This is a genomic window from Bacteroidota bacterium (assembly GCA_008933805.1).
Lineage (GTDB): Bacteria > Bacteroidota > Bacteroidia > UBA8524 > UBA8524 > SB11.
The window spans coordinates 98,817-116,432 of the sequence record WBUH01000007.1 but is presented as its reverse complement, the minus strand read 5'-3'; the positions used below and the strand labels follow the sequence as shown (position 1 = coordinate 116,432).

Here is a 17,616-nt window from a genome sequence, read left to right as displayed (position 1 = left end):
TCCTGAACACACAGGCCACCATTTGTTATATAAAGCCCCGGGGTTGTGCAAACTTCTTCGGGGCTTTTTTTCATTAGTTATGAGGTTTTATACCCGTCAATCAATTCATTACAAATTATTCACAGCAATAAATTGAACTTATGGCATTATTTTGGTGTACTGTAAATGAGTAAATTACTATCGCTATGAAAAAACTATACACACTTGCCTTTTATCTGCTTAGCGGCGCATTGGCACTTCCGTCGATAGCGCAAAACATAACACCCATTACTACCCAGCCAATTTCGGCTCAACAAGCGGCGGCTCTTACGGCAGCTACCCAAAAACGGTTGCCCAATAACCAAGCCTGCATGGAGGTGAAACAAACCACCGTGAAACTGGTATTGTGGGATTGCGGAGTGGAGGATAACGATACTGTATCGGTGCAACTGAACGGTCAGTGGATATTGAGTAATTTCCGTTTAACAAATGCCAAACAAGAAATGGACGTGGTGCTTGCCCCCGGCGGAAACCAACTGTTGTTGTTTGCCAATAATTTGGGCGACTTGCACGACAATACCGCCGCAATGGCCATAAAAGAAAACGGGCACGAAGGAAAAGCAACCCTTAGCAGTAACCTGCACACCAACGGAACACTGCGTTTGTTGGTTACGGGTAACAATCCTGCCGCACAAATAATGACCGGCTGCCCCAAAGAGCAGCAGATTTTTATGGACGATGAAAACCAGCAGGTACGCGCCAATCCTGATTTGGCTAACCCCAAGTTTAACTTCTTGTACTCAGGTATGAAGCGATACAGCAATGAGCCCGCCCGCGATGTTGAAATACAAGGCTGCACCAATGTGAGTGACACGATGGTAACCCTTTATTTTTGGGATAGCGGCGTAGAGGATAACGATACTATTTCCATCAACCTTAACGGGGTTTGGGTAGTTCAAAACCTTCGCCTTAAAAAAGAAAAGCAAGCTGTGCAGGTGAAACTGCAACCCGGTAGTAACTACATTATCATGTATGCCAATAACTTGGGCGATATACCCAATAATACCTCAGGGGTTGGAGTTGAGTATAAATTCGGAAAACAAGATTTGGGTACGCTTTACAGCGATAAAAATACCAGCGGCAGTTTCCGTTTTAACTGCACCGCAGGCGCAAGTCCTGAAATGGTCTCGGCACCTTGTATTAAAACTCAAAACAATACCGCCCGCCACCAAACCGACCCTGAGATGCAATACCTAAACGGTACAAAAGCAAACAATACTGCGCAACAACCTACACAATACAACCCTCAAAGGCCTACCAATCATAGCACTACTGTTGGAACAGGAGTAAGCATTGGGATAGGAGTGGGGACCACCATAGGCAATAGCGGCAATACAGGTGGAAGTACAGGTAACACAGGCGGCAGCAGGCAGCCCTCGCAACGGAGCGGCAGCGGCACTCAAAACCCCGGTCGCACTACTCCGCCAAGACCTAACCACTAATTAAACGGGCAAGATATTCTACCCCTCAAAAGCTCAAGGTTTTAAACCCCCGGCTTTTGAGGGGTATTTTTTTATCTGGTATTTTCACATTCATCGATTAAAACGCCCCTATAAATTGTTTACGATTATTTTCGTTACAAATTCTATGAAAAAAGCAACGCTGTATTTTCTCTTCCTTCTGCTTTCAATAAGCGTAATGCAGGCGCAAACCAACTTGAATTATCCGTCTCTTAAAGAAGTAGTTGAGTATTTTGACAACAAATATTACTATAAAAGTACAGGCTCAAAATGGTTGAAATTGGCTAAAACACCTAAAGGGTGGATAGTATACGAGCAAGAATACGACAACGGAAAATACAAACAGGGTAAGGAGTATGTGTTTTGGAGCAGCAAAACCGGAAAGTATGAGGACTTACAACTGAAATTTCAAAAAGCAGGTACCCGAACCAACGCTTTAAAAACCGCAGCGATGTATGATGTGTATAGGTTTGAACGAAATTACTACTATGGGTATGAGTTTGATAACCTTGACGTGATAAAGGAGTTGGGCGGAGTGAAAAAATTGGGTGATACAGCCCTTGAAGGGCTGGCAAGGGCCTATTCAAGCCACTCACTGTCATTTGTAGAAAACGTAAACGGTTTCGGAAACAATAAAATTCAGGCTAATAAAAAAATACCGGAAGCTTTAGCCGACAGTTTTATAGTGTATGTTGACAAAGCCATTGAAACATTTGGTCGTTTGATGCAGCAAGCTCCCGCCTATGAAACGTTGGTAGGTAATATCTCTATAAAGTATAGCAACGAGTATATGTATGCCTACCTAACACTGGCTGAATGGGGATATGAAAAAAAAGGCCGTAAGTATCTTGTTGATGGATTATATGGAGAGGCTTTTTTAGAGATAGCAGCTAACTATTTTAACTCAATGGACGATAACGGTATCTTTTTCAGTAATGGGGACAATGACACCTACCCGTTACTGTACCTACAGCAAAAAAGAGGAATAGGCAAAAATGTAAGCGTTATCAATCTTTCATTGTTGGGAAAACCGCGATACATAGACATGATTCGAAACGGCTACGGAGGTAATAAAGAAATAGCATTCACATTGCCTGCCGATGCATATAAGAATGAGAAGTTAAACTACATCAGCATTGATAAAAAAGGAGTAACAGGACAAGAAGCCATACCAACGCTGGATGCATTTTTGAAAAAAATTGCTGCTAGTTATAAATTACCCGATACAGATTTCATAAGCATTGCAGTTGATTTTGAAGGCTTGGAAATGCCTGTTGATGCAGATGTTTTTAGGGCGGTTAATCAACTATCTGTGAATGATAAGTTAGACCAAACAATCAGTATCGAACTAAACAGAAGCCTTTATCTGAACGGCTTGGCCGTGTTGGATATACTGCACAGCAACCGTTGGCAACGAAACATATACATTGCAGAGGGATACGACGATATACACCTTAGTCATTACAAGAGGTCAACAGGGGTGGTTAAAAAACTGTATCCGGTAAGGAATGCGGAAATAGTACCTACGGTTGTTGATGAAAAAGTGATGTACAAAAACCTGATGGAGAGGTTCACATTTAACCCGAATAATTTTTTTGTAGGCTTAAAAGGCCGCGGATTTGGTATTAATGTGTGGGGCGTGAGAAATGCTTATAAAGTATTGGCAACACAAACAACTGATTTGGAAAGCAAGGCTGCTATTGCCCGCAAAGGGCTTTCAATAATCCCCAATGAGTATACCCCGTATGATTTAATTGTGTTTTATTTGGCTGAACAATTGGCTGTTGCCGGTGAAATAACTGAAGCGGAGACGGCATTACGAATAACCGTTAACAATTTATTGAACGATTATTTAAATCCTTCAATCCTACAAAACTATCATTATAACCAACAAGAAGAAAAAGAGGAGTTGGAAAGACAGCTTGGGTATGCACTGGAATTGGCAACAATGTATGGCATGGATAAACTAACCGCAACCATTGACGGAATAAAGAAACGGTTGGAAACAAAATAAGGTGGGGTAGTGGTACAATTTTTTAATCACTAATATAAGGTTCATTAATACTTGTTGCATTAAAGCCCGTCAAGCCATACTTTTACGCAAAAAAATACTGTGGATTTCAATCAGCTTTTCAGGAAAAAATCAGTAGATATTATACTTAAACAGGCCGCCGAGCGGGAAGAAGCAGGCGGTCATCAGCTAACCAAAAACCTTACCCTGCGTGATTTGGTGGTGTTTGGTATAGCCGCCATTATCGGGGCGGGTATTTTCAGTACCATTGGCAAAGCATCGTTTGAAGGTGGCCCCGCTGTGATATTGCTGTTTGTTTTTACGGCCATAGCCTGCACATTTTCAGCCATGTGTTATGCCGAGTTTGCATCGCGCATACCCCTAAGCGGTAGTGCTTATACTTATGCTTATGCCAGTTTTGGTGAATTGATGGCGTGGATACTGGGCTGGGGGCTGGTGATGGAATATGCAGTAGGAAATATTGTGGTGGCTATTTCGTGGAGTGATTACTTCACTTCACTGATGCGGGGTTTTCACATCCATATTCCTGAATATTTATGCCTCGATTATTTTACAGCACATAGTACTTGGAATGAAGTTACTGATTTGCTGGCCAAAGGAACAGCATTTGATACACTTACCGAAACCCAGCGCGAAGGCTGGACGGCTTGGGAAAATGCCCCCCAATTAGGCGGACTAAAACTGATTGCTGATATACCTGCCTTTGTTATTACGGTATTGATTACTTACTTGGTGTATGTAGGCATACGCGAAAGCAAAAGGGCGGGCAACATTATGGTGTTGCTTAAACTGATAATTGTATTTTTTGTAATCGCTATCGGGGCATTTTATGTAGACCCTGCAAGGTGGTCGCCGTTTGCTCCCAATGGGTTTGCGGGCATCTTAAAAGGTATTTCGGGGGTGTTTTTTGCCTACATAGGTTTTGATGCAATAAGCACCACTGCTGAGGAATGTAAAAACCCGCAGCGCGATTTACCCCGCTCTATGTTTATCTCACTGGTGCTTTGCACCGTGTTATACATCATCATTGCACTGATATTAACGGGTATGGTTAGCTACAAAGAATTGAACGTTGGCGACCCTTTGGCACACGCATTTCAACAACTCAACCTTACTTATTTTTCAAACATTATAGGCATTAGCGCTATTATAGCCATTGCCGGGGTGTTGTTGGTATATCAAATGGGACAGCCCCGTATATGGATGAGCATGAGCCGCGATGGTTTGTTACCCAAAAAATTCAGTAAAGTTCACCCCAAATACAAAACCCCTGCCTTTGCCACCTTGGTTACAGGGGTAGTGGTTGCAGTACCCTCATTGTTTGTAAACCTTGATACAGTGGTAGATTTAACCAGTGTAGGCACTTTGTTTGCCTTTGTATTGGTGTGTGCCGGTGTACTTAGCCTTGAAGAAAATCACGATACCGAAAAGAGTCGTTATAAAATACCTTACGTAAACAGTAAATACATTGTACCTGCATTGTTAGTTGGTTTGCTGGGTTTGGTAGCTTGGCTAAATCCCGAGGGACTAACCAACTTTTTCAGCTTCTCAGGCGATAATGCTACTTGGGCGGTAATCAGCCACAAAATACCCATGTTTATTTTTATAGGGGTTTGCATCTTCTTGGCCTACCGTTGTTTCACAAAATCTTTATCGCTAATACCCGTGCTGGGTTTGTTGTGCAACTTGTATTTAATGACCGAGTTGGGCTATACCAATTGGGCAGGCTTTTTTATCTGGTTGGTAATAGGCTTGGTTATCTACTTTACCTACAGCTACCGCAACAGCCGTTTAAGTACAAAAGAGACGTAATTGAGCGTTTTGTTTTCTTGTTATGATTAGTACACCTTTTGAGTTGCACATAACTGTTGCTGATGTTGCTTTTCAACAGTTAGATAGCTTTATAGAATTGTGCCACCAAATGGGAGGTAAGCCGCTGCTGATAGAGCTTTCAAGGGGAGATTATTGCTCGCAGCCCATGTTTAATGCTATTGTTAAAGGTAGCGATATCAGTTATGCACTTGAAATAGCCAAAGAACACGCAGTAACACTTAATGGCAACGGCTTTGAGGTGAACAGATTGAAAATAGAAGTACCAGCATTCAATTATAACTTAGTAACTGATAACAGTCAATTACAAAACGTTGATTATTTTGAATGGCATGGTAAAGTAGATTTTGAACGAGAAGCATTATTACTTCAACTATGTGAAAAGAACGGGGCGCATCTTTCTAAAAATGCTTTAAAGGATAATGAGCGTAAACGCTATGTAACCCTTCGTGAGTTTGGAGATAAAACAATATTTGACAACAGAATATTAGCACTGATAAAAAATTTTGAAGAAAACAATTACACGGTGTATAAACAACAAGCGGAGTATTGCGTATATGATACTAATGTATTGTTGGATAAAAACTGGTTACCTGATAAGTTTGGATAATGAAATCATTTAAAAAAAGGTATGAAAATTTAGTTGTCTGCGAAGCCTTTTTAAGGCGGGCATCCACCTTTGAACATCCTTTTGTGCTTAAAGGCAGTTTATTAACACGACAGTATGTTATTGCTGATTTTGAGCGGTATGTTGAAGATATTGATTGGGTGTATCCATTGCCCTTGAAGAGTGCTAGTGAAGTGGAGAAGGTGTTTGGAGACTGGATAAAAAATGTTACTGAAATTGATATTGGGGATGGAATTGAGTTTGAGCTTTTTGAGGGAAGTATTATCGATTATACATGGAGTTGGGTAGATTATGTCGGTAACACAAGTGATTTCCCAACTATTAAAACTTACATAAACGGATCACTAAAGACCCCGAAAGCAAACTATAATTTGAGTTTGAGTTTAGATATATCATTCAATATAGAGTTGGGTGTTCCACCTGTGCAAGTGTACTATAAACCCTTATTTGGGGAGGCGTTTACCGTGCCCAAGGCCGTAACATTATCCCAACAAGTTGCGTGGAAACTTCACCAAACTATTACGAGGCCACGTTATAAAGATATTTATGATTTAGTATATCTGATGCCTTATATCCAACACGACAGTGCAGTTAAAGAACAAATTGTACAGGAGTTGGTAAACGAGTGCATTGGAAACGGGGATGACATTAATCAGTTGAAGTGGTTTATCTCAGAAAAAGCGATTCGGTATGCGTATTTAAGGGAGACTCAACAAATGAAGGGTAATGAGTTCAAGAGCCTTAAAAATGAATTGAACCAAGTTAAAAAGTCTTCAGTAAGCCGAAATTTCTGGAGTTTTATGTACCAAGAATTGTATGGTAAAACTGGGAAAGAACCCCTTGTACTTTCGGAGTTACTTACCGATTTTCGTATAGTACTTATAGACAATGGCTTTACTCTTGAAATGTTTGAAAACTTGCCTCCTTATTCAAGGAAAAAATTGAATTTTATTGCACCTGAACCTAACCTTTATAAGAGTAAAGAAAACATAGAAGAAGACGAAGAGGACGAGGAAGAAGAATTCATACCAAAGGGGGGTAACAAGTCATTGACTTTTATGGAAAAGCTTAAGCGTTTTTTAGGTATTAACGATTGAATTTAACCAAATAGATGATAGATTTTTTTGTTGCAATATGGGATAAATTGGTTGGCTTTTTTGTTCGTGATCAATACTATAAAGAAAGGAAAGAGTTCGATAAAGAATGGGAGGAATACCAAAAGTACTCTGAGCTGGCCAGAAATAAAGAAAGTAATGAGGCTATATTAAAAAAATTATCTTCCAAAGAGCTGGAAACTGTGTTCATAATTCAACAAGCAGAGAAAGCGGAGGAAGAAATACGGCGTAAAGAGAATGAACATCATAAATTATTGGTGGAAACGGGTATTTATGACAATCGTTATGCTATAGCTTATGAATCTTTTTTAAAAAGAGCGTCAAGTTTCGAACACCCCTTTGTACTAAAAGGTGGTTTTGCCCTAAAACACTATTTTGCGGATGAGATAATGCGCTATTCTGAGGATATAGATTGGGTTTATACTGAACCTTTAAATAGCCAATCGCACGCACGCATGATTTTTACTGAGTGGTTAGATAAGATTGTTGAAACTAATATAGACGGTGATAGAATTAGGTTTGAAAAGAGTTCTTATGGTGTTTTTTGGGAATCATTAGATTATGCCAATGAAAATGATTTCCCGACAACCAGTACAGAAATACGAGCTACAATAGACAATATTGACTCATTGGACATTACCGTTCAGATTTCGTTTAATTTAGAACTAACTTATCCACCGGTTACATTTTTGTACAAGCCATGTTACGGTAATCCTTTTATAGTGCCTAAAGCAGTTTCGCTGCCTGTACAAATTGCATGGAAGCTTCATCAAACACTGTGTTATTCTCGTTTTAAAGACGTGTTTGATTTAATCCATTTGCTAAAACACCCTGATTTTAAAGAGCTTGCTATGCTAAGAGCAAGGCAAGAACTTGTTAACGAATGTGCTGTAGGGGGAGAAGATATTCATAATTTAAGGTGGTTTATAGGAGATATGGCAACAAGGTTTTTTTACTTGAAGGAAAATAATATGATGGAAACAGAAGAGTTTAAAAATCTTGATAAAATGTCACAGCATGATAAAGTATATCTTAGACACCTTAAGCTGGATGATTATTCAACAATAAGCCATAATGCAGATAAATGGCCACAATCCTTGGAACAAGTCTTTACGGACTTTAAGGAAGCTCTGAACAATGCGGGTTTCACAGAAAATGTTTTCTCATTGTTACCACCACCCAATCGAAAAAAACTATTTTTTAAAAATCCGGAGGATTTTAGAGCTAGTCGCTCTCGTTCATAAACCTTGATAACAGGGAGTGAAAATGGTGCACTCCCTTTTCCATTTTGGGTGAGAAACGGCCTTGTTTGTACAATCTTGATTTAACCCCACGCTGTACGGCCTCCACAATGTTTTGGTCTTCACGTTCCACCTTGTCAATAGCCCCGCCTGCACCCATGTTCAGTTTTGTCTCGTCCCACACATACGCACGGTAGCTCACCTTTGAAAGTTCAGGACCTATGGGTTTCACTATGTTCATACTCAAGCCCCAAGGGTAAAAGTTGAACATCATGTTGGGGAATAGCCAATAATAATAAGCCGCTACATTTTTGCCGTAATCAGGCGATGTGGCGGGTAAATCAAACAAAACATCCCCGCTTTTGCCAATGCCTAATTGCAGGTTGGCATATTCATACATTTCATACCCGTAATTGCCAAAATCAAGGGCATTAGCCAACTCTTTATGAATAAACGGGATATGGAATCCCTCCAAATAATTATCAACGTACAACGCCCAATTTGCCTTCACCAAATAATCCTGTGAGCGGACAGGTTCAAACCAAAAATCACGCAAAGGCATCCAGCCAATGCGCTTTTCCATATCGTCTACCAATTCCCTAAAATCAAAAGCAGGGTTGATGGATGCAAACAAAAACTTGCTCCACTGTGCAAACGGAGCTTTCGCCAAATTATCAGAAGGGGCGGGGAAATTCTCCATGCCCTTGGTTTCAGGCATACTTCTAAAACTTCCGTCCAACTCAAAACAACGGCCGTGATAACCGCACATTACACGGTTACCGTTGGTGGGGTTTTTCACCAAAATATTGCCACGGTGCGTACACACGTTCGATAGGCAGTGCAGTTGCTCGTTTCCGTCTTTGGTAAACAACAACGGTTCATCCACATACCCCTCCAAAAAGCTGAACGGGTACATATCGCCCTGCACCTTTACCGCATTAGTGTCTGCAATAAACTGCCAACTGCGGGTAAATACCTTTTCCTTCAACTCTTCAAATATCTCAGGGTCAGTATAAAATCGTGCAGGCAGCGTATTGGCTTTCTCTATCAGTTCGTCAATTACAAAGGCGGTCATGGCGTTATTTTAAAGCTGAAAGTTATAAAAAATAGCAGAACGCACCAACTGAAAGTAAAGGGGGAGGAGACACCGGTACGCCAAAAAATAAAAAACTTATGAACTCTGTGTATCTTTTTCCACGTTATCGTATTACAAGGGTATGAAACAAAGCGCACTGTTGAGTTTTGTAGAACCCTTATTAAAATTGCGTATGAATCCATCCCCCGGATACAACGTTCCTCCCCCCAGCATACAAGGGGAGAAGGAACTGATAGATGCAGCCAAAAAACGCCCCGAAGCGTTTGAACCGCTGTATAAAAGATACTTTGAGCCCATTTTCAGATTTGTTTACCAGCGGTTAAATGATACCGATACAGCGCAGGATATTACCCAACAGGTGTTTATCAATGCGATGGTTAATATCAAAAAGTTTGAATACAGAGGGTTTCCGTTTTCTTCATGGTTATACCGCATAGCAATTAATGAACTGAATAAATGGTTTAACAGTCGCAAAGCCGAGCGTACTATAAATATTGAGAGCGAAGGGTTGGATGATTTGATTGATGAGATGGAGGAAGACCGCTACGAAGATTATTACGAACAACTGGCAAACGCATTGGCTGATTTAGATGCCGAAAGTCTGATGCTGGTAGAGATGCGGTTTTTTGAAAAGCGCAGCTTTAAAGAAATAGGCGAAATACTTGACATAACTGAGAATAACGCAAAGGTGCGGTTGTACCGATTGCTGGATAGGATAAAAAACGTGATGAAGGAGGCTTAAAAAATTACACCCATGAAAAATCAACGAATTAAAATAAATATAGATCGTAACCCCATAGATAGCAGGAGCATTGGGCAAATGCAAGATTTTGGGGCGGTGATGAAGGGCTACTCGGCGGCAACGCTTCCGTTTTATAAAAAATGGTGGTTTTGGGGCGGTGCAGGGGTTGCTGTTATTGGCACAGCCATAATAGCCGTTTCGGCCTTTAATTTTAAATCTGAACAACCCAAACCTGTTGAAATTGTTTCAGCAACTATACCCGTTCAGCAAACATCGCAACCTGCTCAGGGTGGCACATTTATCAAACCTGCCTTTAAGGGGTTTGATGTTGATTTTACTTCGTACACAATTACAAGTGGAGAAGCTAAAACCATTACTGTACAAGGCGGTACAACGATTGAAATTCCTGCTTGCCTGTTCTTAACTGCTGATGGAAAAGAAGTGAACGGTAAAGTAGAAATTAAGTACAGGGAAATGAAAGACCCTGTGGATTTTGCTGTGAGCGGAATCCCGATGACTTATGACAGCGCAGGTCAAAAGTTTGTATTTGAGTCGGCAGGAATGTTTGAGATACAAGGTTGGAAAGATGGTGAACAAGTATTGGTAAACCCGGCTTGTCCCATTACCATCAAACAAAAAACAGTAGCCAAGCACGCTAATTTCAACAATTACTATTTAGATACAGTTGCCCGTAACTGGCAGTTTTTGGGCAATGCAAATTGGGAAAAGGAGCCATCTGAAAGGATTAAACAAGCATACTTGACTGATACTTCAATAGGTGCTTCATCGTGGAGTGAAACTAATATTACGATTGTAGACGGTGATACCGTAGCATTTTCGCACAAAGAAGGGGTGGGTAGTAAAGAAATTGAAGCCAAATTGGCGGAAATAGAGGAACTGAAGAAACGCAAACCGCAACCGCCTAAAACGCTGAACACTGCAAAAACAAACTTCACCTTGACGGCTGATACCATAAACCATCCTGAGTTAGCCGCCTTTATGGGAGTTACGTTTGAGGTAGATAGTGACGATAAGAACTTTAAGCCGTTTGTGTACAATTACTTTTGGAGAAAGATTGATATCAGCCTAATAGACAGTGTTTCGGGTTTATTATCGATGAAGTTGGAACGAGGAGATGTAATCTCGGATGGGTTTTATGAGCAAGACGAAGAAGCATTGAGCCGCAGGGATGTTCAAGTGAAGAAGCAAACATGGTGGGAACGTTTTGTACAAAGTGTCCGTAATTTATTTATCCGTAAAAAAACTACTGTCACATCCAAAAAAACAAAGGATAAAAAGGAAAACAAAAAGCGTAGCGACATAAACCATGTAGGAGGCGACAGCGCGGTGTATGATTATACTTACAACGGAAATATCAGGCTACTACCGCTAAACCAAAATGCGTACGCACCGCTAAGGTATAATCTGCGAAATACCAACAGTATTGAATTATTGGTGAATCCTATATTGCAAGGTGCTGATTATGAAAACGCAGTGGAAGCGTTTGTAGTGAGACTGAATGAATACAACAAGCTATTGTCAAAGAAAACAGAAGAGCTTGAAAAACTGCGCAAAGAAGCTGAGGCGGCAAGGCTTGCTGCACAAGCAGAATGGGAAAAACGGATGAGAGAGCATCAGGAGGAGATGGCAAAGAGTGCTGACGACCAGAGGATGAATTATAGTTCGATACGAAATGCGTTTAGTGCCGATAAATTTGGAATATATAATTCTGACAACCCTGTAAGACTTACTAATGCAAAATCAGTAACTGTTGATTTTATCTATCAGGATAACGAGGTGCACGTTGATATAGCTTACTTATTGGTTAAAAACAGGAATATTTTAATGTCTAACTATTATTACAAATGCTGTGATAATACGTTAAAATTCAACGAGTCGGATAATAATCAGTTGTTTGTTGTGCTACCCGATGATTATGTGGCTGTATTGGATGAGAGTGATTTCTCAACGTTTACCCGTAAAAACAATAAGGCTGTTTTAAGAGTAAGCTCAAAGCCGATGCGCAGCAATAAAGAATTAAAAGAGTTTTTGGGCTTGAAAAACAGCGATACACAAACAGTGAGCATTGATAAGGTTAGCAATACTTCAAAATAACATTAGTTCGTAGTTAGGTTCATATAAATTGGTGTAAGCCGTCGCTTGGGAAAGTCGACGGCTTTCTCACTTTAATTACGCAACGTAATCCTCTAAATAGTTATAACGCTCAGTAAGCTTACCATTGTCGGTAATTGTAGCCCTTTTGATTATATTGTCTTTATCGCTCATCAACAAAGGAGCCATAATATATTTTAGTAGCGATTGTCCAAACTCGTACGACGCATCTTTAGGCAATTCGCAGGGTAAGTTACCCACCGCCATAATATCAACCGTATTCGGCAAATATGGGTCAGTTTCCTTTTCATAATAGCTATGCCAGCCATATACAGGGTCGGCAATTGTTGTTGCTCGTGTAGTACAAGGAACACTACCTTCAATATCGCAAGTAATATCAGCAATTACCTTAATCCTGAAATCCTGCGATTTCATGTTTTCTTTCGTAAAAAACACCGGGATTTTATTGTGCCAATAAATAGCATTAATCATTAAATCTGTTACCTCAGCATAAGGTAAAAAAGTACTTTCATACTCCTCGGGGTGCACATAAAAGTCAGATTTATCCCATAATTCTCCGTCTTTACGGGCGTAAAAATCCTCAGGGCGCAAATGGGCAAAAACAGGCACATTATATGATTCTTCCACCAATTCTTCTCTTGTCACCTCTCTAAAACCGGCATATCTTAATAATTCAAGACTACCGTGCGCCACACGGCCATCGCCGCAAAGTGCAATTTTCATAGGCGGAAAGGTAACCAGCTTTAAATGCTTTTTCAGCGCATCATAAGTGTCCAGTTCGTGGGCAGGTTCAAGATCGTATAAGGTAAACTTTTGTCCCCAAGTGCGTAACCCGTTATAGGTGCCAATAATGCCTGCAAATCGTCCGAATCCTAAAATACGACTGCCATTTTCCCATACAAGACACTCATAATCTACCAGCTTTATGCGTTGTTTAAGCACTTCGCGCAGCATATTACGGTTATACGGTTGTTTTTTAATTGTATGTGAGAAAAACAGATATGTTTTGCCTTTCAATAAATATTCAGAAGGCACTTCCTTAATGCCTAATAGAATATCCGCGTCGCTTACATCTTCTTGCACAGCAATTCCTGCGGCTTCGTATTCCTCATCCTTAAAACATCTGAAAGGAGAGCTTTGTGCAATAACAATAGTACCGGGGAAAGCCCGCATTACTTCAGCGGCTTGTTGGGGGGTAAGGGCAACACGTTCATCGGGCGGATTTTTCCGCTCGCGTAATAAGGCAATTTTCATCGGGGGCAAAGGTATAAATTGGTAAGGGTATCTTTTTTACATATCGTGTTTTGTATAGAAATTTAAATAGTGCATGCTTTTTGCAGTGCTTGATAGTATCTTTGCAGGCTGCAAACCACTATGGGGCTGACTGGAATTGACGGGTAGAGCGGTTTGTGTGTAAGCATGCAGGGCCTTGTGCGGATGCCCTATAATCTGAACGCTCAAAAAACAAACGGCGAAAATAACTTCGCTTTGGCTGCCTAATCAGGACGATTACGCTTTGCCAACCGTTCCGATAGGTTCATCCGATAGCTTATCATCAGGAACGGTCAATATATCGGGTATTTACGGGCGATTGTTGCTAACCCGATAAATTATTAGCAACCTAAGGTAGTGTTATGGCAATTGGCAGGCCAAGCAATACCCGAAAATAACTGCCAATAAGCATGTAGAAAGCGCAACAAATTCCTGCTCCGGACAGGGGTTCGACTCCCCTCAGCTCCACTTACTTAAAAGCCATTGGCCGTTTGCCATTGGCTTTTTTGTTTGTACAAATGGCAGTATTTCAAACGCACCTCTTCAAATAAATGTTATTTTGCATTGGAAGAATAAGTTGGTAACTTATTCTCACAAGTTGCTGCCACACAGCCTGCGCGACAGAGTTGTGAGAGTGGGGGGAGAACTAATATTAGTCAAAAGTATAATTTATTTATTCTAAATGGGGTATATTAATAAACACATAACTATGTTTTTGAAAAAAAAATGCGCAATAGTGATTTTTGCAATTATATGTAGTTGTAGTAATACTGCCTCAAACAATTGCTATAAAAGTTCTATAGGAACCTACTTATTTTCAAACGACTTGTCAAAAGTTGATATTTCACAAGACTCGTCGTTGCTAAATGGGTTAACTATTACATTAAAAGCAGACCGAAGTTTTAATATGTCAAAAAAAATTCCTCACTTGAATGATTCAACAGGGAACTGGAAGGTTGTTAATAAATCTTCTATCGAGGGCCGAAATGTAAACATTCACATTAGGTTAATTTTTAATAATGGTCTGGAAAAACAAATTTCTTGTTGTTGTGAGAATAATTATTACTTTTCAATTAATTGTCCCTTTCTTTTATATGAAGCACAACCAAGCAAATATGGTTTTATTTCTTTTGTGAAAATTAATTGAATAATAAGGAATTAGGGTGTCGTGTTCCAAATTATCACCTTTGTATGGCAGCAGCTGATTGGGTAATTGCAAAGTACAACTGATACTATACCGGTCGCTGCCGCACAGCCTGCGCAAGGACTTGCGAGAGCGGGGAGGAACAAGATTTGATTAAAGCAATAGAAAAATATTTAGAACATGAGAACTATTGATACGTTAACAGAAATGCTATTTGAAAATTTGATCAATAGTATTACTTCCATTAAATCGGCTACTCTTCATCAAAATTACTACAATGATTTGGTGGGTAATACATCTGTTATTTTAAGTGCTATATTAGCTCAATATTTAAGGTCAAAATATGTTGAATGGAAAAAAGAAAAATGGATTGATGACAGCCTTATTACAGGTGTAGAATTTAAAAATGAAATATTTTACATTAATGGGGTAGTAATTTGGGGCCGAATGGACACAACCGAACAATGGACAGACCCATTTTATTTTGAAGCAACATTAAACACAGTAAAAAAAACTTTTCAAAAGTTTAAATTATTATTTGGGGATAAAGAAATTCCATCTTTAACCTATGAGGTTTTTAAATACCAAAGAGACTATTGGGATGGAGCAAATAGAAATTGGGCTTATTCAATAATATATACCGGCAATAAAAATGGCAGAATGATTGAAAACTCTATTGTTGAAAAACTTTAGTTTGGTGGTGGGTCGTGTTCCAAATTATCACCTTTGTATAAAAAAGTCATGAAATTTGTAGGGCAGCAGCCGATTGGGTATATTGTAAAGTACAACTGATACTATACAGGTCGCTGCCACACAACCTGCGCGACAGAGTTGTGAGAGCGGGGGGGATTGAATGGAAGGGTTGCTCAGGCACTAGAATAAAGTAAGTGTTCCAGCTAACTGGAACAAAACGCTTGAAAAGGTCTCTGAAGGGATTGAAAAAGCTGTTCCAAAACACAAATCGGCAAAATAATTAGCTATAAAATGAAGAAAAAATTATTTTTATTTATTTTTTTAATAATTATATCGATAACGATCATTCAATGAATTTTTATGACACGTTCGGAATTAGGGCCTACAGCATATTCATATATCCATGCGTACACAAAAGTTCACCTCTATAGTTTGCTAGTAGTCGCTTTTTATAATATTTTATTTTTTATATGGGTTAAAAAAATAAAATATTATCTTATTTTTTTTGGTTTATCAGTTATAATAACGTTTTTTATGTTAAAGACTTGGGTTCCTGTGGTCTGGTTTTTATAAATGTTAATAAAACAATAGTAATATAATGCTCCTTCCCGGTAGTGTTCCAATTATCACCTTTGTATGAAAAAGTTATGCAATTTGTATGGCAGCAGCTGATTGGGTGTATTGCAAAATACAACAGACACTATACAAGTCGCTGCCACACAACCTGCGCGACAGAGTTGTGAGAGTGGGGGGAACAAACATTAAAACGCAAATACGAGAAGGGACAAGGAACAACAAAAAAAATCGATAGAAAAAATAGAAGATAGCCAAAATGAAACATAACTATATAGATAATTATAATACAGAAAATTGGGCTGAAGCTAAAAAAGGGTTAGAAAAATATCTAAAAGAAAACCCAGACTCACACTATGAGATGGCCTTACTTGCATCAGTTTACAAAGAAATGGGAGATATTGACAAAGCGATGTTTAAAGTAAGTGAAGCTCTCAAGCTTGGGAAGAGTTGCCCCAATGTATTATGGTATTTTGCTGCTATTAGTGAAGCATATGGAAGAGATGACTGGGCAAGAACGACATGGAGACATTTGTTGCATCTCGGAAAGGGAGGATTAAGCAAGTCAATATGCAAAATTGATGGAGACGAAATATTATCGATATTAAACGACAGTAGATATAGATTATATCTTTCTTATAAAGAAGAAGATAAATCTTTAGCAATGAGGTACCTAACACTATATAATAAGTATTTAAAAGAAGGTGTTAAATCAATTTATGAGTAGGGTAGTGGTCAAAAAGGGTAGTGTTCCAATTATCACCTGCGTATAAAAAAGTTATGTAATTTGTAGGGCAGCAGCCGATTGGGATATTGTAAAGTACAACTGATACTATACAGTTCGCTGCCACACAACCTGCGCGACAGAGTTGTGGGAGAGGGGGAAATTTGTAGTTAGTCCTGGTGTAAAATTCTAATAAACAAGATTATGAGTAATATTTTAACACAATATCATTTAACTTTCATTAATAAAACAGTTGCAGGAGAAAACTTCAAATTGTGCAAGGCTCCTGATGCTTCAGTTTTTAACTATATAGCAGGTCATTTGCAATATGCTGCTGATGTTAGTGAATTTGAGAGTATTCTGGATGAAATAGATAATACATTATCTAATAATCCTTATCAAGATAGCATAGGTGCTGGGGAATCCTATATTGAAATTTCGCCAACCCAAGTTACAATTGAGGATATTTATTCACTGCCAATTACAGATTATAAAGAGATTATAGAGGAGTGGATAAAGTTTTGCAAAACACCTCCATTTAGACATCAAAGAATTTAACCCCCTGCTCTCGCAAGTCTGTTGCTTGGTTTGAAGCAGCAGGTCTTGTGAGGACAAATATACTAAGTTTGCAACTTAGAAATAGTAAATTGCTTTATGAGCCGTACCTACAAATTTTACAATACAGATGGGCTGTATGTTGTAACCTTTGTTACTGTGGCTGGACAGATGTGCCTGCCTGCTTGACGGGTAAATGGAGCTCAATAGCCTCCCATTGGTTGTTAGTTATATCCATCTCGTTTTTTCATACAAGAAAGAGCAATTCTAAGTCATACAACAATTAGGTATCAACTATTTATGTTATAAAAGAATAGATGTCCTATTTTTGAGATAGTT

At 39.3% G+C, this 17,616-nt stretch carries 13 protein-coding genes and 1 other RNA gene; 12 read left to right on the top strand and 2 right to left on the bottom strand.

The genetic code is table 11. The features are described from left to right. Window positions 1–185 precede the first annotated feature (185 nt). From F9K23_08750 to F9K23_08725, 6 genes are all read left to right on the top strand, one after another. Window positions 186–1,481: a hypothetical protein gene (locus tag F9K23_08750; GenBank protein KAB2916189.1), complete on the top strand. Its 1,296-nt coding sequence runs from the start codon at window positions 186–188 to the stop codon at window positions 1,479–1,481. Window positions 1,482–1,626: 145 nt separating this feature from the next. Beyond that, window positions 1,627–3,513 carry a hypothetical protein gene (locus tag F9K23_08745; GenBank protein KAB2916188.1) on the top strand — a complete coding sequence of 629 codons (1,887 nt, stop codon included), beginning with the start codon at window positions 1,627–1,629 and terminating at the stop codon, window positions 3,511–3,513. A 99-nt stretch (window positions 3,514–3,612) separates the two neighbouring features. Then, window positions 3,613–5,343: an amino acid permease gene (locus tag F9K23_08740; protein ID KAB2916187.1), complete on the top strand. Its 1,731-nt coding sequence runs from the start codon at window positions 3,613–3,615 to the stop codon at window positions 5,341–5,343. Between the two features lie 22 nt (window positions 5,344–5,365). After that, window positions 5,366–5,971, top strand: a complete 606-nt coding sequence (locus F9K23_08735; protein KAB2916186.1) for a hypothetical protein — start codon at window positions 5,366–5,368, stop codon at window positions 5,969–5,971. Continuing rightward, window positions 5,971–7,086 (top strand): nucleotidyl transferase AbiEii/AbiGii toxin family protein, encoded by a 1,116-nt coding sequence (locus F9K23_08730; protein ID KAB2916185.1) that lies wholly within the window; start codon window positions 5,971–5,973, stop codon window positions 7,084–7,086. The genes F9K23_08735 and F9K23_08730 overlap by 1 nt, the downstream gene beginning before the upstream one ends. Before the next feature lie 14 nt (window positions 7,087–7,100). After that, complete coding sequence (locus tag F9K23_08725; GenBank protein ID KAB2916184.1) at window positions 7,101–8,348, top strand: nucleotidyl transferase AbiEii/AbiGii toxin family protein; 1,248 nt, start codon at window positions 7,101–7,103, stop codon at window positions 8,346–8,348. Here F9K23_08725 and F9K23_08720 read toward each other — a convergent pair. Next, window positions 8,329–9,420, bottom strand: a complete 1,092-nt coding sequence (locus F9K23_08720) for an aromatic ring-hydroxylating dioxygenase subunit alpha (protein KAB2916183.1) — start codon at window positions 9,418–9,420, stop codon at window positions 8,329–8,331. The genes F9K23_08725 and F9K23_08720 overlap by 20 nt on opposite strands. A 142-nt stretch (window positions 9,421–9,562) precedes the next feature. On the opposite strand from F9K23_08720, the gene F9K23_08715 reads away from it, so the two are divergent. Then, window positions 9,563–10,183 carry a sigma-70 family RNA polymerase sigma factor gene (locus F9K23_08715; protein KAB2916182.1) on the top strand — a complete coding sequence of 207 codons (621 nt, stop codon included), beginning with the start codon at window positions 9,563–9,565 and terminating at the stop codon, window positions 10,181–10,183. Between the two features lie 12 nt (window positions 10,184–10,195). Further along, on the top strand, window positions 10,196–12,298 hold the full coding sequence (locus F9K23_08710; GenBank protein KAB2916181.1) for a hypothetical protein: 2,103 nt from the start codon (window positions 10,196–10,198) through the stop codon (window positions 12,296–12,298). Between the two features lie 75 nt (window positions 12,299–12,373). On the opposite strand, the gene F9K23_08705 is transcribed toward F9K23_08710, so the two are convergent. Continuing rightward, entirely contained in the window at window positions 12,374–13,570 is a 1,197-nt protein-coding gene (locus F9K23_08705; protein KAB2916180.1) for an alanine dehydrogenase, read from the bottom strand. A 122-nt stretch (window positions 13,571–13,692) separates the two neighbouring features. Here F9K23_08705 and ssrA point away from each other — a divergent pair. The 4 genes from ssrA (at window position 13,693) to F9K23_08685 (ending at window position 17,280) form a co-directional block, all read left to right on the top strand. After that, window positions 13,693–14,059: a transfer-messenger RNA gene (ssrA, locus tag F9K23_08700) on the top strand. An 853-nt stretch (window positions 14,060–14,912) separates the two neighbouring features. Next, complete coding sequence (locus F9K23_08695) at window positions 14,913–15,425, top strand: hypothetical protein (protein KAB2916179.1); 513 nt, start codon at window positions 14,913–14,915, stop codon at window positions 15,423–15,425. An 832-nt stretch (window positions 15,426–16,257) separates the two neighbouring features. Next, window positions 16,258–16,725, top strand: coding sequence for a hypothetical protein (locus F9K23_08690; GenBank protein KAB2916178.1), 468 nt, complete (start codon window positions 16,258–16,260; stop codon window positions 16,723–16,725). A 201-nt stretch (window positions 16,726–16,926) separates the two neighbouring features. After that, window positions 16,927–17,280 (top strand): hypothetical protein, encoded by a 354-nt coding sequence (locus tag F9K23_08685; GenBank protein KAB2916177.1) that lies wholly within the window; start codon window positions 16,927–16,929, stop codon window positions 17,278–17,280. Window positions 17,281–17,616 lie beyond the last annotated feature (336 nt).